Here is a 19,002-nt window from a genome sequence, read left to right as displayed (position 1 = left end):
ACGCTGATCGCCGCCCGCCGCGGCGGGCCGACGTCAGGAATCACCGTTCTCTGCTCACTGCAGCAGTGTGAATCCTGATTCAGGGCGTGTCTTCCCGAGTGCCGCCAACACGATCTGGAGAAAACCCATCGCCTCAAGTTCCCTCGCGCGCGAAAGGGGGCCAACGTCAACCGCCCTTAGCCCTGCCGCCTCGATGAGGGCCGCAACTGCGATTTTCGACTCGGCGTAGTCTCCGGCGAACAGGACGGTCGTGGGCGTTGTGCCGTTCGTGCCGGCGGTAAGCGTGTCGCCGAGATTGACGTTGAACGCTTTCACGACTGCCGCGCCTTCGGGGAGCTGCCTGGCGAGCTCCGCGGCAGTGGAGGAATCAGCCGGCGCCTGCAACTCATCGTACGTAGTGAAATCGATGGGGTTGCTGATATCGATGACGACCTTATCGCTGAGCCCCTCCCGATAGTGATCAAGGATGCTCGGATATGCCCCATACGGAACCGCTAGCACGATGAGGTCACCGGTAAGCTCGTCGCCAATAGCCCCGTACGTGACATCCGAACGCTCCCCGGACGAGCTCGCCGTACTGCGTCTGATGATCTGGATACTCGCCCCGGCTCGTGCTGCGACTTCAGCAATCGCCGCGCTCATTTTGCCGCTACCGATGATACTGATTGATGTCATGCGAACTGGATCCTCCTCCTGAATTGTTTGAGCGCCTTCTCGGCTACTTTCAGCGCGTCGTAGTCGAATACTGCGCTTCGGCGGAAATCTCGCCCAACGCGCAGGTCGGCGTCACGCTTTTTGAGGTCCGCGAATTCATGTTGCGCGTCGAACATGGCACCGGCTCTCCGGGAACCATGCTGCAGGATGGCCGTGCGCTGCATGCGAACCGAGGTGTAGCGCCTGAACGCTTCGGGGATGTCAGCGGTGCTGTCGGCACCTTTCAGGAAGATGGCAAGGGCCATGCTGTCTTCGATAGCCTGGTTCACCCCCTGTCCCTGGTGCGGCAGCATCGTGTGCGCTGCGTCGCCGACGAGCGTGATCGGTCCGCGTGACCAATTGGTGAGGGGTTCGTGGTCGAACAGGCCCCACCAGAAGGTCTTCTCGATGGCCGCGATGAAGTGATGGAGCTTCGGGTCCCAGTTCTCGCCCGCGAACTCGGCGGCGAGTTCACTCACCTCCGCCGGGCCGGACCAGGGCCCATTCAGAGGCCTGTCGTTGGGAACGCCAGCGACGAAGTTGAACAGCTTGCGCTGCTGCAGCGGGTAACACATGAAATGCCTCTGATTGCCCATCCATACCTGGCTGATCATGGGCCAGTCGTCGGGGAGGAGGGACGCGTCAACGACTCCGCGGTAGGCGATGTATCCGGAGTAGACGGGATCCGGGAACTGCATCACGGATTTCCGCACCACCGAGTGGATACCGTCCGCGCCGACCACGGCATCGAAATCCTCGTGTGCACCGTTCTCGAATTCGACACGAACACCGGAGTCCAGCGTCTGAACCGACGACAATCGATGGCCAAGACGGACTGTCTCGGGATCGACTTCTTGAGCCAGAACATTGATGAGGTCGGGCCGATACATCCCGATGTTTTGATATTGCTGCGCCGAATCTTCCCAGGCCGCGTCGGTGACAAGGTTGCCCATGGCATCCTTGTAGACACCGTGTCCGTCCGGGATCGCTCCTGCACGTTTGACCTGTTCAAGCACACCGAGCTTGTCGAGAACGCGCTGGGCATTCGGTGCAACCGTGACGCCTGCACCCACTTCGCCCAGCTTGCTGGCCTGCTCGAACACCGTGACCTGGACGCCGGCGATCCGGGTCAGAGCGATCGCTGCGGTGAGCCCGCCCATCCCTCCCCCGATGACCGCGATTCTGGTGGTGTCACTTACCATTGTTTCTCCTTGACTGATCTGCTGGACACGTGACCCGCCTTACCGCGACCCTGTGAGCGCGCTGGGGGCCTCGCTCCGCGTGAACATCGTGGCTCCGCTTGCTTGCTCGGTCTCATGGTCGGGGCCGAGTCGTATTCCGGAGCGATCCCGCAGGCACAGCGTCGCCACACCCCCGAGAAGGGAAGCGGTGAGGAGGTACCCGGAAACTGCAGCGGTCGTGCCCGTGGCCTCGAGAAGCATTTGCGCGATCATGGGTGCGAAAGCCCCACCGATAATCGATCCGATCGCATAGGTGATCGAGACGCCCGAGAAACGGATCGACGCCGGGAAGATTTCGGAGTACCAAGCGGCGAGCGGTCCGTAGGTGAGGCCGAGGCCGGTCGAGATGAGGACGAGCGCGGTGTAGAGCCCTGGCAGTCCGCCGTGGTCGACGAGCCAGAAGATAGGGAAGACGATGGCGGACTGCAGAGCAAAGCCGATGAGGAAGGTGTTTCGCCGGCCGATCACATCGGCCAGGTAGCCCGCGATGAGCGTCGAGAAGAACCAGACCACCGCCGCGACTGATGCCGCAACGAGCACCGACGTGGTGTCGAGGCTCTGCACGTTGATCGCGTAACGGTTGAGGAACCCGCCCGTGGTCATGTAGCCAAGTGTGCCGTTGCCCGCGAACACGAGCGCAGCGAGGATCACAAGGTGCCAGTGGCGCTTGAACAGGGCCACTATCGGAACACTCTTCTGTTTGCCGCGCATGGCGATCTCCGCGAACACCGGGCTCTCCTCGACCGAACGGCGGATCACGAAGCCCACAACGATGAGCACGATGCTCAGGAGGAACGGCACACGCCAACCCCACTGGAGGTAAGCATCGCCCGGCGAGATGACACCGGTCATGAGGGCCGTCATGCCCGACGCGAGGAGGAAGCCGAGGGGGACTCCGAGCTGCGGCCAGGAACCAGCGCGGCCGCGGCGATTCGCGGGGGCGTGTTCAACGGCCATGAGCACCGCTCCGCCCCACTCGCCGCCGGCAGAGAGACCTTGGAGGATGCGAAGGATGAGCAGGAGGACCGGCGCGGCGATGCCGATCTGGGCGTAGGTGGGCAGCAAGCCGATGAGTGTGGTCGCAGCGCCCATGAGTATGAGCGTGACGACCAGCATGGTGCGCCGTCCGATCACATCACCGAAGTGCCCGGCGAGGAATGCGCCGAGCGGGCGGAAGAGGAAGGAGATGCCGACTGTGGCGAAGGACAGTAGCACGCCGATCTCCTCGCCGGCGGGCTGGAAGAAGAGCTGTGCGAACACGAGCCCTGCGGTCGTCGCGTAGATGAAGAAGTCGTACCACTCGATGGTGGTGCCGATGATCGTCGCGAATGCGATTCGCCGCTGGGAGGTGGGGGTTCCGGTGGAAACAGAGGATGTCATTCTCGTCCCTAACGTCTTTGTCGCCCTCCATCGAGAGGGCTCGGGAAGCTGATCCTCCAATGTTGCGGCGCTTATCTCCGCATGTAAATCACAGTAATGTGGGAATATAGTTCAATCTAGACGAAGAAGTTGGTGGCCATGGCGGACGTGAGCATGAGGCAGCTTGAACTGTTCGCGGCCTTGCCGAACTTCACTACACTCAGCGCCGCCGCAGCACATCTGCATATTTCGGAGTCCGCGCTGTCGCAGGCCGTCACAAGTCTCGAGAATGCGGTAGGGGAGCAATTGTGCGTGCGCCGTAAGGCGCGGGGCCTCACTCTTACTCCGACCGGCCAGCAGTTCGCGAAGCAGGCACGCAAGATTATCTCCGACACGCAGGAGCTCGTCCTGGGCGCCCGCCGGGCAGAGGAGCTGCGAGGTCCCGTGAAGCTCGGCTGTTATTCGAGTTTCGCCACGAATGTGGTCCCCGAACTTCTCGAAGGCTTTCCTCGGAGGCATCCCGGAGTGCACATCGAGATCATGGTGGGCACCAACGAAGAACTACTCTCCGCACTCGAGGCGGGGCGTCTCGACGTGGCCCTCGTGTACAACGTGTCTCTACCTGTCGGGTACCGTCGCCGCAAGATCTACGCGACTGAACTCGAGGTCCACCTGTATCCGAGCCATCCGCTCGCGGCGGCCAGCACCGTCGACCTCGCAGATCTGGCCGGCGAGCCCTACATCCAATATGACGCTACCCCTGGCATCGTCAACGTCACGGATGCATTCACCGCGCGCGGTCTTGAACCCAGGATCGAAGCCCGTGTCAGCCAGATCGGTCTCGTCGAGGCGCTCGTGGGCCGCGGCGTGGGCTATGGCCTGCTCATGTCACGACCCAACACGCTCCCGATGAGCTCCGAGGGCCGGCAGGTTGTCATCCGACCCCTCGACCCACCCGTCACGGTCTCGCACGTGGTCGGGATCTGGCCTGAGGACATGAACCTCACGCCGCGCGCCGCGGCTCTTCTTGACTTCGCGGTGGAGAAACTCGGAGGCTACGGCCGCGCCGATCTCGTCTCGAATCCAGCCGTGGCCGGCCTAACGGCACGTCGGCATCCGCAGTGATTCCGCTCTGCAGGATCAATATCCGTGTCGACTGCCGAATTCTGTGGCCCAGTTCCGCACTTGCCTTGTTACTCAGCCACAGACGGCAATGAATGCCCCTCTTGCCCGAATGCCACAACGGGTCGTTTCTGACAGGTGCTCAAGCAGAAGATTCGGTGCGGTTAGGGCACCTCAGCGGGCATCGTTGCGTGCAGGTCAAACGCCCCGAAGGTACACGGGCAGTCCCAACATCTGGGAGTCTACCTCGAGCGAGCGGTGGCCGTGCACAGCCCAGTTCTAGCGCAATAATGGGTCGATGGAGAGCGTGCCGCTTAAACCCGGAGCACCGCCAGCGCTGGCGTTGGCCCGGGCGGTGCCGAAACTCCCTGCACCCGATGCTCTTCCTGGCGGCTACGTGTATGAGCCGAGATGGAATGTCTACCTTCACTGCACCATGCGTGCCAAGGACCCCGGTGAGTGCCGATAACGGCCCATACGTCAGGCCACCAATTCCGGTGGGCTGGCGTAGAACAGGTCCGCAGGCTCGTCATGTTCTGGCTCGGTGGTCAGGGCGGGTTCGTTGGCTTCGAAATCGCTGCTGAAGTCCCTCATGAGTACTCGTTATTGCCAGTACGCGATGTTGGTTCAGCTGGACCGCGTTGCACCGAATCGCAGGATACGAAGGAGCCTTTTGAGTTTTCTGCGTGTGGATCGTTCATTCAAGGAACGGTTTCAATCAACGTGGCCGGTGCACCGGTCTAAATGCGGCTCAATGCTTCAGCGTCGCCTGCCTGGGCAGCGCCCAGCAGGTTGTCCGTCAGAGTGGAACCCCACTTTCACCTTTCGATCAGGGGGTGCGGCTACTCGCCGCGACGTCCTTACTGGGGGGCGGAGTGGCGCAGCCCCACATGTACGTAATCGACGGCGCACCCAGAGGGGTCACGCACCTTTTCAAACTTTCTGGGACCGTTTCGAACTGTGGCAGAAAATTAGCGGGAGCGGTCTTTCCTGCCACTGTTGCGCGCTGAAGGCGAAGAGGACGATCAAGGTATGGAAATCGTCGTCGTACTGGTTCTGCTAGCCGCTCTCACAGCGGCCGTCCTCCGCGCCGTCCATGCCGACGGCAGGGGGAACACTCCCCCGGTCCTTTCCCACCCGGGCTGGGGAGATGCCGCACTGCCGAGCCGCTCCTACTCCAATTCCACGCCGGAGGGTGTGTAAGTAATGGATCTGCTCATCATTTTCGGTGTGACTCTCGCCCTGTTCGCCCATATCGGTCGCAGCTCGGTTCCGGCGTCAGAGCGTCTGCCGCTCTCCTCCTGGCGGATCTCTGATGTGGCGCGGAACGCCTGGCTCGGCCTGGTCGTGTGCTCTCTGCAGACGCCTCTGGACCGCACGCTGGAGGAGATGTTCCGCGAGTACCGCTGACCGAAGCGGGCGCAACATAACGTCAAACAAGGTATCCCGTGACCGTATCCTTCGCCGCGCGGGCTAGGTTAGGGGTGATCACTGGCGGGCACAGGGGTGCCCGGACACCTGGATGCTACGGAGTACCGATGAGTCCCAGCCCGGTTCCACCCCATCACACGGCAGTAAAACGCGCTTCGACGCCGCTGCCCGTCTCCTTCGTGAAGCTGCACGCCGAGGGCGTGCGCAATGTCAGTCTCGATATTCGCGCCGGCGAGGTGCTCGCGTTTGTGGGCAACGAGAACGACGCCGCATCCCGCCTCCTCCGCGCGGCTGCCGGCCTCGATCACCCGCAGTCCGGATCGGTACTGGTGGGCGGAGAGCCTGTCCGGCGCACCGACGACCGCTGTTCCTGGACTCCCCGGGATGCCGACCTTCAGCTGAACCACTCGCTCCAGGCAAACCTCGCGTTGGGCCTTCGCAAGAGTTCAAGCGCCAGCGAGGGCAAGGCGAAAATCGCCGAGCTTCTGGACCTTGCCGGCCTGCACAGGTTCGCGAAGCTGTTGCCGACGGAAGTCACCGCCGAGATAGTGCGGCGGGCCGCTTTGGCTCGCGCCCTCGCGGGCGGGCCCGGCGTGATGCTCCTCGACCACCCGTTCGCCGCCGTCGAAGGCGCAGCCCGGAACGTGCTGTACAACGTGCTGCAGACCCTCCATCGGGCGCTCCCCACCACTGTTCTCCTGGCGACGAACAGTATGGAAGAGGCAGTCCGCCTCGCTGACCGGGTGGTGGTGCTGGGCCGGACAACGGCCGAGGACGTCACCGGCGCACTCTCCATCCGCGAGATCCTGGAGGGGCAGCGCAAGCAGCGCTGACCCGTCCGGCTCGGGTTCAGGGCCTCGCTCTGCGATAGCGTTTCGGCCTCCTGGTGGCATCCCGGCCGATATCCGTTGGCCCAAGCGCTATCCGCGAGCGAGGGCTGTGGATAGTCAAAACCGCAACAGGCAGGTGCTCGGTACTCTCGTCAACGAGAGAACGGACGGGCATGGCTGAGAACGGCGCTACCTATGGAGCAGACACCGGACAACCCGGGAGGTCGGGTTTCTGGATGATGAGAAGGCTGCTTGGACTGATTGCACCAGTCATCGTCCTCGCGCTTGCAGCCCTGATCTACCTAATGTTCGCCTCCGTTCCGGCAGACGAGGGCTGGATGATCGACGTCGTCATCGTGTATGGGGCCGCGCTGCTATGCCCGATGGGACTGGGTGGCTTTGGCTGGTTATCTCTGCGCTTATTCGACCCGCGGCAGTCCAGCGCCACGGACCGGGAAGGTCTCATTGATCATCAATCTCCTGCTAATTGCAGTCCTCATCATCCCGGCGATTTCCATGCTTTCCTTCTTCCTCGACTCTGCGCCCACCATCATTCCGGAGCTTTTCGCATGGACGGGAGCCCGGTTGCGCGGCTGATACTGAATTCGACCGGGATACATCTTCGAGCCTTTTGTGTAAACTAGTAAGCACACTTACGGTAGGGTGGCTCGTATTCAACGCGCCGACGCCTGGAACGTGGAGCTGTGTAGCGCCCGTCGCCCGTGCAGCGTTGGGAGATATCTGTGCAGAGCACTAACAACTGGTTCAAGTACACCGCAGGGGCGGCGCTCTTCATCGGAGCAACGTTCGCCGCCGCTCCGGTCGCGCATGCCGAACACGAGGTGGATCAGGAGTCGGGTCTGCCTTCTCCGTCGACGCAGCCCACGCAACCCGATACCGGACCACCAGCTGAGCATGGACCGCCGGCTAACGGGGAAACCCAGCCCACACTGCGCGGGGAATCGTCCGAGGATGAAACGCTGGAACCTGTCGATACTGAGACCGGTCAACCTAGTCTTGCCCCAACGACTGAGCCACCTCCACCTCCACCTCCAACGACTGCTCCGCCAACAACTGCTCCTCCAGAAGTGGTAACTCCTGCACCTGAGCCGGAACCGACGGAGGAGCCCGCACCGGCGCCTGCGCCCGTCGAGCCGCCACCGCCCGTCGAGCCGCCACCGCCACCCGCACCGGCGCCTCCGCCGGCTCAACCGGCCCCGGCCCCGGCTCCCCAGCAGTTCGTTCTTCCGCCTCCGCCCGCCCCGGTGTTTCCGCCGCCGTTGGAGTTTGTGCCGCTTAAACCTGTTCCGGAACCCGCTGCGGAAGAAACCGAAGAACCCGAAAAGGAGATCGCACCGTTTGCGATGCCTCCGTATGCCTGGGCGCCGATGTATCAGGCTCCTACGCCCTCTGATACACCGGTTCCTGTTACACCAGCCGCCGGAAGCGAGGAACCGGCCTCCGAAGCAACCGGCTTCCCGTTGCTGCCCGGTATCAGCGCCGCGCTGCTCCTGCTGGCCGCGGGCGTGGTTATTGTCGGGAAGCGTTCGCAGGGCCCCAGGGGTTTCAGCGCCCCATAACGGCTTCGGTAAACGGGTTGGTGAAGACACCTTCGGGATCGAGCCGCTTCGCCAGGATCCGGAAGTCCTCCAGCCGCGGATAGAGCCGGTCAAGATCGTGGGCGCCGGCAGTGAACAGCTTGCCCCAGTGCGGCCTTGCCGAGTACGGCTCCAGCGCTGCCTCAAGAGTCGGCAGGAACGCTTCGACGGCCGGTTGATCCTGGATCCAGGTGAAATGCAGGCCGACGGCGTCGGTTCCGTAGCTTGAGCTCAGCCACAGCTCATCGGCGGCAACCGTCCGGATTTCGTTGACCTGCAGGAGAGGCGCAATCTCGGTGCTGAGCTCCCTGACCGCGCGGATGGCGGCTACAGCATGCTCGCGGGGAACAAGGTACTCCGACTGGAGCTCCACACCGTTGCTGGGCGTGAAGTCGAGCTTGAAGTGGGGCAGCCGGTTGTACCAGGGGCCCGCCGCACCCAGCTGGGGAGTGCATCCGATGGCCGGCAGCCCGGGCAGAGGGTGTCGCTCATCCTCCGCGGGAAGCGCACCAAACAGAGTCGCCGCCAGCGGCGCATCTCGGTCCGGCCGACGCTTCACCCACACCGAGTCGGCCACGTCCGGATCGCGCCACGTAATGAAGACACTGACGCTGTACGCGGCGCCGGTCACGCCGTCGAAATTCTGCACCAAATTTTCCAGCGGCAGTTTTTCAAAAACGGTTTGCTCTACCTCGAAGGCCGGCTCAATCTCCAGATCGAGGCTCGTGACGATACCCAGTGCGCCAAGGTTGATTACCGCGCCCTCAAAGTCGGGGTCTCCGGCTTCGAACCGCACCAGGTCACCGCTGCCGGTCACCAGTTCCAGCCCGACGACGGCTGCCGCCAGGCTGCGGTTCCGGTTGCCGGAGCCGTGGGTCCCCGTTGCCACGGCCCCTCCCACCGAGATGTGCGGCAGCGAGGCGAGGTTCGCCAGCGCTAACCCTGCCCTCTCGAGCTCACCGGCCAACTCGCCGTAGCGGATTCCGGCGCCCACGGTCACGGTGGAGCGGTCCGGGTTGATCGTTACCGGGCCGGACAGCGCCGCCGTCGACAGCAACTCGGCGGTCCCGTCAGCGATGTCGTTGAAGGAGTGGCGCGATCCCAGTGCACGGATTGACGTTGACGCGGCAACAATCCGGCGCACCTCGTCCACTGTGGCGGGGTGATGCAGGGTTGAAGCGCTGTAGGCCAGGTTGCCCGCCCAGTTCGTGCCGACGTCGTTCGTCATGAGTTTCTCCTACACGTGAGTTGGCAGGACACACCCCTAAAGAGTGGTCTTAAGGGGCGTGTCCTGCCCAATGAACTACAGGGTTATTTCAACGCATTGGATGCCTTGCGCTTGTTGAAGACGTCGAAGGCGACGGCAAGCAGCAGCACTATACCCTTGATGAATTGCTGATAGTCGATACCGACGCCCAGCAGGGACATGCCGTTGTTCAGCACGCCCATGATGAGCCCACCGGTGATAGCTCCGACCACCGTGCCCACACCGCCGGTAACAGCGGCCCCACCGATGAAGGCCGCGGCGATGGCATCAAGCTCGAAGAGGGTACCAGCGCCGGGTCCCGCGGAGTTCAACCGTCCAGTGAAGACCAATCCCGCCAGAGCCGCAAGAACGCCCATATTCACGAAGAGCCAGAAGTCGATGTGCCTCGTTTTCACGCCGGACAGCTGTGCGGCCTGCAGATTACCGCCGCGGGCGTAGATATGACGACCGAAGACGGAGTTGTTCATGACCGCGCTGTACACAACGACGAGGACACCCAGCACCACAAGCACAATGGGTGTGCCGCTCCGCGAGGAAGCCAGCAGATAGGTGAGGCCGAGAATGACGACGATGCCGAATGTGAGCTTGGTGTAGAACCAAGCGGCAGGCTCGTCCTCAAGGTTGAGCTTTTTCCGGGCGCTACGGTAACGCAGCTGACTGAAGATCAGCAGCGCTACAGAGATGAGCCCAAGGCCTACCGTTGTCCAGTCGAGGATGTTTGTGTCCGGCGGGAACAAGCCCGGGAAGAGGAATCCGCCGCCCAGCTGACGGTATTCATTTGGGAACCCGGAGATGCGCTGGTTATCGAGCGTGATCTGGGCAAGGCCACGGAACAGAAGCATCCCCGCTAGCGTCACGATAAAGGCCGGGATCCCCACGTATGCCACCCAGAAGCCTTGCCAGGCCCCGACCAGGGCTCCGATGAAGAGCGACAAGAACAGAGTCAGCCACCAGGGGAAGCCCCAGTCCTGAATCATTACTCCGGACATTGCACCTACGAAGGCTGCCACGGAGCCGACGGACAGGTCAATATGGCCGGCGATAATGATCATCACCATGCCGATGGCCAGCAGTAGGATGTAGCTGTTCTGAACGATGATGTTCGAAACGTTGTCTGCCTGCAGTAGCTGTCCGCCGGTCAGAACCTGGAACAAAGTGACGATGACCAGAAGCGCGACAAATATGCCGATCTGACGCAGCCGGCTGGTCAGGAAGGCGAGTCCGTGCTCGACGGTGGGACGTGGCGGCGTCGCTTCGGCTTCCTTGACGGTTGTTGCCATGGAGTTAGTCCTTTTCCTTGGTCATATGTTGCATGAGGTATTCGGGAGTGGCATCCACGATGGGTACCTCCGCGGTGATCACGCCTTCTGCGAGGGTGTAGATGCGGTCGCAGATACCGAGCAGCTCAGGCAGTTCAGAGGAGATGACGATAATCGCCTTACCCTCGGCGGCCAGACGATTGATGATGGTGTAAATCTCGTACTTCGCGCCGACGTCAATGCCGCGCGTCGGCTCATCGAGAATCAGGATGTCCGGATCAGCGAACATCCACTTGGACAACACAACTTTTTGCTGGTTGCCGCCGGAAAGCTTGCCGGTAATAGCAGAAACCGACGGCGCTTTGATGTTCATGGATTTGCGGTAGTCATTCGCGACAACAGTTTCCTGATGCCCGTCAACCCACCCGAACCGCGCAAGCTTGCTGAGTGCAGAACCGGATACATTCCGCTTGATGTCCTCAATGAGGTTGAGTCCGTACCGCTTCCGGTCTTCGGTGGCATACGCGATCCCATGCTTGATGGCGTCGCTGACGGTTCGCGCGGTGATTTCCTTGCCGTTCTTATAGAGCCGCCCTGAGATCGCGGACCCATAACTTCGACCGAAAATGCTCATCGCCAGTTCCGTGCGTCCAGCCCCCATGAGGCCGGCAATGCCGACAATTTCACCTGCGCGGACGTTGAGGTGGGCGTTGTCGACGACCACCCGATGGTGCTCCTGGGGGTGATGAACCGTCCAGTCCTCGACCCGGAACACCTCCTCGCCGATGGACGGCGTACGTTCGGGGTAGCGATGCGCCATGTCCCGCCCGACCATCCCCTTGATGATGCGTTCCTCAGTGACAGAGCCGTCATGGAGGCTAAGGGTTTCGATGGTACGACCGTCGCGGATGATCGTGACTGAGTCGGCGACCGCGCGAATCTCGTTGAGTTTGTGGCTGATCATGATACTGGTGATGCCTTCGGCCTTCAGACCGCTCACGAGCGAGAGAAGATGTGCGGAATCCTCATCGTTGAGAGCTGCGGTCGGCTCATCCAGGATAAGCAGCTTCACGTCCTTGGAGAGAGCCTTTGCGATCTCCACGAGCTGCTGTGCCCCGACGCCGATGTCCTGGGCTCGAGTGACGGGATTGATACGCAGGCCAACCCGCTTCAGGAGTTTCGTCGCTGCCAGGTTCGTATCGTTCCAGTCGATCATCCCGGCCTTGGAACGTTCGTTACCGAGGAAGATGTTCTCCGCTACCGAAAGGAACGGTGACAGCGCGAGCTCCTGGTGAATAATCACGATGCCGCTCTGCTCGCTGTCCTTGATGCCGCGGAATGAGGCGGTGTTGCCTTCGAAAACGATGTCGCCGTCATAGGTGCCATGGGGATAGACACCGGAGAGGATTTTCATAAGCGTGGACTTGCCGGCACCGTTCTCGCCGCAAATCGCGTGGACTTCGCCGCGCTCCACGGCAAGGTTCACGCCGTCAAGGGCGCGGACGCCTGGGAACGTCTTGGTGATACCACGCATCTCAAGGATGTGCTGTGTCATGATGCTTCCTTAATCGTGCCTGGAACCGCTGTGGCCGGCGGCGCGAACCGCCGGCCACAGCAGGCTGGAAGGTCTACTGAACCTCGTCAGCGTTGTAGTAACCGCTGTTGATGAGGACTTCCTCGTAGTTATCCACAGTCACGATTTCCGACTCGAGCAGGTAGGACGGCACGACCTTCACGCCGTTGTCGTAGGTCTCGGTGTCGTTGACCTCAGGCTCCTCGCCCTTCATCAGCGCGTCGACCATGAGGACGGCACGCTCGCCGAGCTTGCGGACGTCCTTGAAGATTGTGGAATACTGCTCACCGGCGATGATGGACTGCACAGAGCCCAGCTCCGCATCCTGGCCGGTCACCACGGGAAGCTCGTCCTTGGAGTACCCGCCCGAGGTCAGCGCCGAGATAATGCCGATGGACAGTCCGTCGTAAGGTGACAGCACACCGTCGAGGCGCTCACCGCCACCAACTGTGATGAGGTCCTCCATGCGGGCCTGAGCCGTGGCCGGGAGCCAGCGGAGAATGGCAGCCTGGTCAAACTCGGTCTGGCCGCTGGGAACGTTCAGCACTCCGCTGTCCAGATAAGGCTGCAGCGTGTCCATCGCTCCTTCCCAGAAGAAAGTTGCATTGTTGTCGTCCGGGCTACCGGCGAAGAGCTCGACGTTGAACGGGCCCTCCTCACCGGTTTCCTCCCCGTTCTCATCGAGAACGCCAAGTCCGGTCAGCAGTGATGTTGCCTGCTGCACTCCCACCTGGTAGTTATCGAATGTGGTGTAATAGTCGACCGTCTCGGATCCATTGATCAGGCGATCATAGGCAATGACCGGGATGTCCTGCGCCTCGGCGGTTTCCAGGACGCTGGTCAGGGTGGTGCCGTCGATGGAGGCGATGACCAGAGCCTCGGCCCCCCCGTTGATCATGTTCTCAATCTGGGAGATCTGGGTCGGAATGTCGTCGTTGGCAAACTGAAGGTCCACCTCGTAGCCGAGTTCCTCCAGTTGCGCCTGGACGTTCTCGCCGTCCGCGATCCACCGCTCCGACTGCTGCGTTGGCATGGCCACGCCGATCCGGGCGCCCTCGTTGGAGCCTTCGCCTGCGGCCTCGTCACCGCCGCCACCGCGGCTGCCGCCACAGGCGGAGAGGGACAGTACCAGCGCACTAGCGGCGGCCACTCCCATAAGCATGTTGTTCTTCATGTCTTTCCTTTCCTGCCGGGCAACAGCGCCCGGAAGATGTATTTCCTTCGCCGGGGAACGGACGGTTCCACCGGTCTCAATGTTCGTATGTGATCGGTCACACTGCCCGCAACATTAGGGTGCTATGGCGCAATGGGGAATGACTCTGCTGAATTGTTACCCGGCTGTGACTAAAGCTTCTGCGCCAGCCGGTAGTAGGCCGAGTTCCACCGCAACTCACGCTGGAACTCACGCAGCGTCGTCGTGCTGTCGATGCGGAGCAGTTCGGTGCCGGCAATGTCGGCGAAGTCCTCGAACACATCGAGGCCGACGGCGGTGCTCATCACAGTATGGTGCGCAGCCCCGGCGCTCAGCCAGGCAGCTGCCGACGTCGCCAGATCCGGTTGCGGCTTCCAGACGGCGCGCGCCACCGGCAGGTTCGGCAGAGGTGCGTCCGGCGGAACCACCTCGACGGCGTTGGCCGTGAGACGGAAGCGGTCCCGCATGTCGGACATGGCAACAACGACGGCGTCGCCTGAGTCCGTATCGAACACCAGCCGGACCGGGTCCTCCTTGCCGCCGATGCCCAGGGGGTGCACCTCAAGCGTGGGCTTTGACGTGGTAAGGGTGGGGCAGATCTCCAGCATGTGCGCGCCCAGGATCTTCTCCTCCCCAGGCACCAGGTGGTACGTGTAGTCCTCCATCAGCGATGCGCCGCCCGGCAGTCCGGCGCCCATCACCTTGGCAGCGCGGACCAGGACGGCTGTCTTCCAGTCGCCTTCGGCGCCGAAGCCGTAGCCTGCGGCCATCAGGCGCTGAACTGCCAACCCGGGAAGCTGGCGCAGTCCGCCGAGGTCCTCAAACGTCGTCGTGAACGCACCGAAGGAACCGCCCTCGAGGAAGGACTTGAGCGCGAGCTCCTGCCGCGCTCCGTACCGGAGGGACTCGTGACGGTCGCCTCCGCGCCGCAGCTCAGGAACGACGTCGTACGTTGCCTCGTACTCCTCGACCAGCGCGTCGATGTCCGCGTCGGACTGCGCGTCCACCACCTCGACGAGCTCGTTGACACCCCAGGTATTGATGGAGACCCCGAAGCGTAGCTCGGCCTCGGTTTTGTCGCCCTCGGTGACGGCGACGTTGCGCATGTTGTCGCCGAAACGGGCAACCTTGAGTTCATGGACGGCGGCCCAGCCGGCGGCCGCGCGGGACCAGGTAGCGATCTGTGCGGTCACAGCGGGGTTGGAGACGTGCCCGACGACGGTCTTCCGCGCCACCGAGAGCCGGGTCTGGATGTAGCCGAATTCGCGGTCACCGTGGGCAGCCTGGTTGAGGTTCATGAAGTCGAAGTCGATGTCAGCCCAGGGCAGCTCGACGTTGATCTGCGTGTGCAGGTGAAGCAGCGGCTTGCGCAGCGTATCGAGCCCGGCAATCCACATCTTGGCGGGACTGAACGTGTGCATCCAGGCGATGACGCCGATCGTCTTGTCGCTGGCATTCGCCTCCAGGGCCATGCGGCGGATGGAAGCAGAGTCCTTCAGAGTCGGTTTCCACACCACCTTGACCGGCACATCGGACGCGCCGATCATCTTCACGATCTGCTGGGACTGCTCGGCCACCTGGCGGAGTGTTTCGTCACCGTAGAGGTCCTGGCTGCCGGTGAGGAACCAGATCTCGTACTGGTCGAGCGAGGTGTTCAGGGTAGTCACAGTGCGGCTCCGGTTCCTGCGGGCGTGGACTGCCCGTAAACGTTCTGATAGCGGTCAAAGAGGGATTCGATGTGGCGCTGCTCGATGGGCAGCGGGTCGCCGAGCTGACGGGAGATGTGGATGGTGCGGGCCACGTCCTCGAGCATGACGGCGGCTTTGACGGCGTCGCGCGCGTCCTTGCCGATGGTGAACGGTCCGTGGTTCTGCATCAGTACCGCCCGCGAGCGGTGGCCGGTCAGCGTGTCGACGATGCCGCGGCCGATCGAGTCATCACCAATGATCGCAAACGGGCCCACCGGGATTTCGCCGCCGAACTCGTCCGCCATGGCGGTGATCACGCACGGGATGGACTCACCGCGGGCAGCCCACGCCGTCGCGTAGGTGGAATGGGTGTGGACCACTCCCCCGACGCGGGGCATGTTGCGGTAGACGTACGCGTGGGCAGCGGTGTCGCTGGAGGGTGAACGCTCAGAGCCGGGTGTGCCTTCGATGACGTTGCCGTCGAGGTCGCACAGGATCTGGTTCTCCGGCGTCAGGTGGTCATAGTCCACACCGCTCGGCTTGATAACGAAGAGATCCATGCCGGGCACGCGTCCCGATACGTTTCCACCCGTCCAGACAACAAGGTTGTAGCGGACCAGCTCACCATGGAGCGTGGCCACATCCCGGCGGACGGCGTTGATGGCGTCCAATTCACGATCCGTGAAGGACTCAGTGGTGCTAGTCATGCGTTGACCATCGCTTTCGAGTAGGCGGCCCGGAGGAGTTCCTTGAATCGCTGCATCAGGTCTTTCTGGCTGCGGCGACGGTAGCTGCCGATTTTCATGGCGGCTATGCACTGGGAACTACCTAATGTGACCGTTCACACTATATGCTGGAGCTCACGTTTGATGTCAAGCATGGCAGGGTCGCGACACTTCCCATCGACGGATCGGTCAGAAAAACAGGCCAGTTCCAAGTGGCTAGGGCTTGGCCTTTCTCTTAGCAGCCGTGACCTCTTATCTAAGGAGACTTTGCTCATGACCGACCCCAAGGACGTTATTGCCGGCGGCCGTGCCTGCCTCGGAATCGAGCTCGGATCGACGCGTATCAAGGCGTGCCTGATTGGTGAGGACCCTTCGACGGTCCTGGCTGTAGGCAGTCATGACTGGGAGAACAAACTCGTCGACCGCCTTTGGACCTACTCGCTGGAAGACGTCTGGACGGGCATTCAGGCCGCCTACGCGGATCTGGCCGCCGACGTCGAAGGCCGCTACGGCACACGGCTGGGCAGTCTGAGCGCGATAGGTGTCTCAGCGATGATGCATGGTTACCTGGCCTTCGACGACAGCGACGAACTCCTCGTTCCCTTCCGTACTTGGCGCAACACCAACACCGGGCTGGCGGCGGCCGAGCTCACCGAACTCTTCGGAGTCAATATCCCGCTCCGGTGGTCCGTTGCACACCTGCATCAGGCCCTACTGGACGGTGAACCGCATGTACCGAAGATTCGCTCCATCACAACCCTTGCCGGCTATGTGCACCGTGAGCTGACCGGGCGCAAGGTCCTTGGTGTGGGGGATGCGTCCGGGATGTTCCCCATCGACTCCCGCACCAATGACTACGACGCCGAACTGCTGTCCCGCTATGACAACTTGGCAGCCCAAACTGCACCCGGCCTGAAGCTTTCCGAACTCCTCCCCGACGTACTGGTGGCAGGACAACCGGCAGGCGAGCTGACAGCTGAGGGAGCCGCCCTCCTTGACCCCACGGGCAGTCTCCAGCCCGGTGCCCTTCTGTGCCCCCCGGAGGGTGACGCCGGCACCGGGATGGTGGCAACTTGCTCGGTTGCCCCCCGTACCGGCAACGTCAGCGCCGGCACGAGCATCTTCGCGATGGTGGTACTCGAACGTCCGCTGGATCGGGTGCACCATGAACTGGATCTGGTGACAACTCCTTCCGGCGACCCGGTAGCGATGGTGCACTGCAACAATGGCGCCAGCGAGCTCGCCGCGTGGGTAGGGCTCTTCTCCCGCTTCGCTGCCGCCTCCGGAGCCGTGTCGGCGTCCGGTGCTGCTCTCGAGTCGGATGACGTCTTCAACACGCTCTTCCGTGAGGCACTCGAGGGCGCACCCAACGCCGGCGGCCTGCTCGCCTACAACCACCTCGCCGGGGAACCGATTGCCGAAATCGTTGAGGGCCGGCCCTTGTTCCTACGGACGCCGGACAGCGAATTCACGCTTGCAAATTTCATGCGCGCCCAACTCTATGGAGTTTTCGGTACCCTCGCCCTGGGTATGCGCGTGCTCAGCGGCGAGGGCGTTGAGCTGGACCAGATGTTTGCGCACGGAGGCTTGTTCCGCACAGCCGGCGTGGCGCAGCGCTTCCTCTCGGGCGCTCTCGCCGCACCGGTTTCCGTCGCGGCGACGGCCTCCGAAGGCGGCCCTTGGGGGATCGCGGTGCTGGCTTCGTACGCCTCAGCCAACGCCGCCGGCAATGAGCTCAACCTGGACGCTTACCTGCGTAAAAACGTATTCGCCAGCGCCGAATTCGAAACAACCGAACCTCACGCGGCCGACGTCGCCGGCTTCGCAACCTACCTCGACCGCTACCACAGAGGCCTCCAGGTCGAACGCGCGGCGATCAGCGCCCTGCCGGTGGAATGATTTCGAATGATCCATCACCGTGCGCTTTCGCGAGGCGTTCTACCTGGGCCCTGCCGCTGACTGGCGGACTATAAGTTCGGGGACTACGGTTCGCGGCGCGTTCTCGACGGGCGCGCCCAACTGCACGAGCAGGTGGGCGACGCACCGCCGTCCCAGTTCCGGGAAGTCCTGGCGAACTGTGGTCAACGGCGGAGCGAAGTGGGCGGCGTCGGGCATGTCATCAAAGCCGACAATGCTGATGTCTTCGGGAACCCGCATGCCGCGCTCGCGGCATGCGTGCATGAACCCGAGCGCCATCTGGTCGTTTGAGGAGAAGACTGCGGTGGGCGGGTCCTTCGCGAGGAGCTCCTCGCCCATGCGGAAACCGCTGTCGGAAGTCCAGTCGCCTGTAACGATCCGCGACGCATTGAGTCCCCAGTCCGCCATCTCGGTGCGGAACCCGCGAATTCTCTCCTTCGATTCCACCCACCCGGCCGGCCCGGCGACATGTCCCACCTTCCGGTGGCCCAACTGCAGCAAGTGCCGGGTTGCGAGCCGCGCGCCGGCGACTTGGTCAACCGAAAGCCCGTGATCATCGGCGGGGGATGTCGAGTGGACCGTCACCATCGGGAGTTTGACCGACAGGTGCCCCAACTGGCGAAGGGTGGCTTCCTGTGGTGCCAGGATGATGAGCCCTTCAACCGCGTGATCGACCAGCCGCTCCAGGACCTCCTTGAAAGCCGCCTCATCGAGCGACGTCAGGGTAGCGGTGTCTACCAGGTAGCCTGCGCTGGCGGCTGCGGATTCGATTGCTGCCCGAGTAGAGGCAGGACCGAAGTAAGTGCCATTCGTGACCAGGACACCGATCATGCCGGAGCGGCTGGTGACCAGCGAGCGGGCTGCTCGGTTCGGGCGGAACTGCAGTGCCTCCATCGCCTCCAGCACCCGCTGCCGAGTGCTCTCACGCAGGCTCGGGTGCCCGTTGATGACGCGTGAAACGGTCTGGTGGGAGACGCCCGCCGCCTTGGCTACGTCGCGTATGTTGGCGGCGCGCTTGCGCGGAGCGGGCTGCAGGGACGGAGCCGCCGATGACGTCGGCCCATTGTTTACGGTCACATGTCAAACGGTACTGGATGCGGGGAAGCT

At 62.7% G+C, this 19,002-nt stretch carries 17 protein-coding genes; 7 read left to right on the top strand and 10 right to left on the bottom strand.

Annotated elements, in window-relative coordinates:
- Window positions 1–54 precede the first annotated feature (54 nt).
- Genes AC4D2M_RS09025 through AC4D2M_RS09015 form a run of 3 tightly spaced genes read right to left on the bottom strand, consistent with a single transcriptional unit; the run spans window position 55 to window position 3,314 of the window.
- Window positions 55–675 carry an NADPH-dependent F420 reductase gene (locus AC4D2M_RS09025; protein WP_490891364.1) on the bottom strand — a complete coding sequence of 207 codons (621 nt, stop codon included), beginning with the start codon at window positions 673–675 and terminating at the stop codon, window positions 55–57.
- Window positions 672–1,895, bottom strand: coding sequence for an FAD-dependent oxidoreductase (locus AC4D2M_RS09020; RefSeq protein ID WP_490891362.1), 1,224 nt, complete (start codon window positions 1,893–1,895; stop codon window positions 672–674). Before AC4D2M_RS09020 ends, AC4D2M_RS09025 begins: the two co-directional genes overlap by 4 nt.
- A gap of 39 nt (window positions 1,896–1,934) precedes the next feature.
- Complete coding sequence (locus tag AC4D2M_RS09015; RefSeq protein ID WP_490891360.1) at window positions 1,935–3,314, bottom strand: MFS transporter; 1,380 nt, start codon at window positions 3,312–3,314, stop codon at window positions 1,935–1,937.
- Between the two features lie 153 nt (window positions 3,315–3,467).
- Here AC4D2M_RS09015 and AC4D2M_RS09010 point away from each other — a divergent pair, with 153 nt between their 5' ends.
- The 6 genes from AC4D2M_RS09010 (at window position 3,468) to AC4D2M_RS08985 (ending at window position 8,256) form a co-directional block, all read left to right on the top strand.
- Complete coding sequence (locus AC4D2M_RS09010; protein ID WP_490891358.1) at window positions 3,468–4,418, top strand: LysR family transcriptional regulator; 951 nt, start codon at window positions 3,468–3,470, stop codon at window positions 4,416–4,418.
- 1,029 nt (window positions 4,419–5,447) lie between these two features.
- Window positions 5,448–5,618 (top strand): hypothetical protein, encoded by a 171-nt coding sequence (locus AC4D2M_RS09005; RefSeq protein ID WP_490891357.1) that lies wholly within the window; start codon window positions 5,448–5,450, stop codon window positions 5,616–5,618.
- A 3-nt stretch (window positions 5,619–5,621) separates the two neighbouring features.
- The gene (locus AC4D2M_RS09000; protein WP_490891355.1) at window positions 5,622–5,825 is read left to right on the top strand and encodes a hypothetical protein; all 204 of its coding nucleotides are present in this window, start codon (window positions 5,622–5,624) and stop codon (window positions 5,823–5,825) included.
- Between the two features lie 128 nt (window positions 5,826–5,953).
- A complete protein-coding gene (locus AC4D2M_RS08995; RefSeq protein ID WP_490891354.1) occupies window positions 5,954–6,679 on the top strand; it encodes an ATP-binding cassette domain-containing protein in 726 nt (241 codons plus the stop codon).
- Window positions 6,680–7,141: 462 nt separating this feature from the next.
- Complete coding sequence (locus tag AC4D2M_RS08990) at window positions 7,142–7,273, top strand: hypothetical protein (protein WP_490891353.1); 132 nt, start codon at window positions 7,142–7,144, stop codon at window positions 7,271–7,273.
- A gap of 692 nt (window positions 7,274–7,965) precedes the next feature.
- Complete coding sequence (locus tag AC4D2M_RS08985) at window positions 7,966–8,256, top strand: hypothetical protein (protein WP_490891352.1); 291 nt, start codon at window positions 7,966–7,968, stop codon at window positions 8,254–8,256.
- On the opposite strand, the gene AC4D2M_RS08980 is transcribed toward AC4D2M_RS08985, so the two are convergent.
- The 6 genes from AC4D2M_RS08980 to AC4D2M_RS08955 all read right to left on the bottom strand — a co-directional run bounded on the left by AC4D2M_RS08980 (window position 8,243) and on the right by AC4D2M_RS08955 (window position 15,960).
- The gene (locus tag AC4D2M_RS08980) at window positions 8,243–9,502 is read right to left on the bottom strand and encodes a D-arabinono-1,4-lactone oxidase (RefSeq protein WP_490891351.1); all 1,260 of its coding nucleotides are present in this window, start codon (window positions 9,500–9,502) and stop codon (window positions 8,243–8,245) included. The two genes, AC4D2M_RS08985 and AC4D2M_RS08980, sit on opposite strands and share 14 nt — an antisense overlap.
- Window positions 9,503–9,585: 83 nt before the next feature.
- Window positions 9,586–10,821 carry a multiple monosaccharide ABC transporter permease gene (gene mmsB, locus AC4D2M_RS08975; RefSeq protein WP_490891349.1) on the bottom strand — a complete coding sequence of 412 codons (1,236 nt, stop codon included), beginning with the start codon at window positions 10,819–10,821 and terminating at the stop codon, window positions 9,586–9,588.
- Window positions 10,822–10,825: 4 nt separating this feature from the next.
- A complete protein-coding gene (gene mmsA / locus AC4D2M_RS08970) occupies window positions 10,826–12,355 on the bottom strand; it encodes a multiple monosaccharide ABC transporter ATP-binding protein (protein WP_490891348.1) in 1,530 nt (509 codons plus the stop codon).
- A 73-nt stretch (window positions 12,356–12,428) separates the two neighbouring features.
- Window positions 12,429–13,547, bottom strand: a complete 1,119-nt coding sequence (chvE, locus tag AC4D2M_RS08965; RefSeq protein WP_490891346.1) for a multiple monosaccharide ABC transporter substrate-binding protein — start codon at window positions 13,545–13,547, stop codon at window positions 12,429–12,431.
- A 170-nt stretch (window positions 13,548–13,717) separates the two neighbouring features.
- Window positions 13,718–15,232 carry an L-arabinose isomerase gene (gene araA, locus AC4D2M_RS08960; protein WP_490891345.1) on the bottom strand — a complete coding sequence of 505 codons (1,515 nt, stop codon included), beginning with the start codon at window positions 15,230–15,232 and terminating at the stop codon, window positions 13,718–13,720.
- The gene (locus tag AC4D2M_RS08955; protein ID WP_490891344.1) at window positions 15,229–15,960 is read right to left on the bottom strand and encodes an L-ribulose-5-phosphate 4-epimerase; all 732 of its coding nucleotides are present in this window, start codon (window positions 15,958–15,960) and stop codon (window positions 15,229–15,231) included. The genes araA and AC4D2M_RS08955 overlap by 4 nt, the downstream gene beginning before the upstream one ends.
- Window positions 15,961–16,251: 291 nt before the next feature.
- Between AC4D2M_RS08955 and AC4D2M_RS08950 the strand changes: the two genes are divergently transcribed.
- A complete protein-coding gene (locus AC4D2M_RS08950; RefSeq protein WP_490891343.1) occupies window positions 16,252–17,877 on the top strand; it encodes a xylulokinase in 1,626 nt (541 codons plus the stop codon).
- Window positions 17,878–17,916: 39 nt separating this feature from the next.
- On the opposite strand, the gene AC4D2M_RS08945 is transcribed toward AC4D2M_RS08950, so the two are convergent.
- Window positions 17,917–18,972 (bottom strand): LacI family DNA-binding transcriptional regulator, encoded by a 1,056-nt coding sequence (locus AC4D2M_RS08945; RefSeq protein ID WP_490891342.1) that lies wholly within the window; start codon window positions 18,970–18,972, stop codon window positions 17,917–17,919.
- Window positions 18,973–19,002 lie beyond the last annotated feature (30 nt).

This window comes from Arthrobacter sp. TJ-270, assembly GCF_058269075.1.
This window is presented reverse-complemented; position numbering and strand designations above follow the sequence as displayed.

Bases quoted from the DNA above. Each gene is read 5' to 3' on its own strand.
- AC4D2M_RS09025 (WP_490891364.1), bottom strand. From the start codon at position 675: ATGACATCAATCAGTATCATCGGTAGCGGCAAAATGAGCGCGGCGATT.
- AC4D2M_RS09020 (WP_490891362.1), bottom strand. From the start codon at position 1,895: ATGGTAAGTGACACCACCAGAATCGCGGTCATCGGGGGAGGGATGGGC.
- chvE (WP_490891346.1), bottom strand. From the start codon at position 13,547: ATGAAGAACAACATGCTTATGGGAGTGGCCGCCGCTAGTGCGCTGGTA.
- AC4D2M_RS09000 (WP_490891355.1), top strand. From the start codon at position 5,622: ATGGATCTGCTCATCATTTTCGGTGTGACTCTCGCCCTGTTCGCCCAT.
- AC4D2M_RS09005 (WP_490891357.1), top strand. From the start codon at position 5,448: ATGGAAATCGTCGTCGTACTGGTTCTGCTAGCCGCTCTCACAGCGGCC.
- AC4D2M_RS08995 (WP_490891354.1), top strand. From the start codon at position 5,954: ATGAGTCCCAGCCCGGTTCCACCCCATCACACGGCAGTAAAACGCGCT.
- mmsB (WP_490891349.1), bottom strand. From the start codon at position 10,821: ATGGCAACAACCGTCAAGGAAGCCGAAGCGACGCCGCCACGTCCCACC.
- AC4D2M_RS08955 (WP_490891344.1), bottom strand. From the start codon at position 15,960: ATGACTAGCACCACTGAGTCCTTCACGGATCGTGAATTGGACGCCATC.
- AC4D2M_RS08980 (WP_490891351.1), bottom strand. From the start codon at position 9,502: ATGACGAACGACGTCGGCACGAACTGGGCGGGCAACCTGGCCTACAGC.
- AC4D2M_RS09010 (WP_490891358.1), top strand. From the start codon at position 3,468: ATGAGGCAGCTTGAACTGTTCGCGGCCTTGCCGAACTTCACTACACTC.
- mmsA (WP_490891348.1), bottom strand. From the start codon at position 12,355: ATGACACAGCACATCCTTGAGATGCGTGGTATCACCAAGACGTTCCCA.
- AC4D2M_RS08950 (WP_490891343.1), top strand. From the start codon at position 16,252: ATGACCGACCCCAAGGACGTTATTGCCGGCGGCCGTGCCTGCCTCGGA.
- AC4D2M_RS09015 (WP_490891360.1), bottom strand. From the start codon at position 3,314: ATGACATCCTCTGTTTCCACCGGAACCCCCACCTCCCAGCGGCGAATC.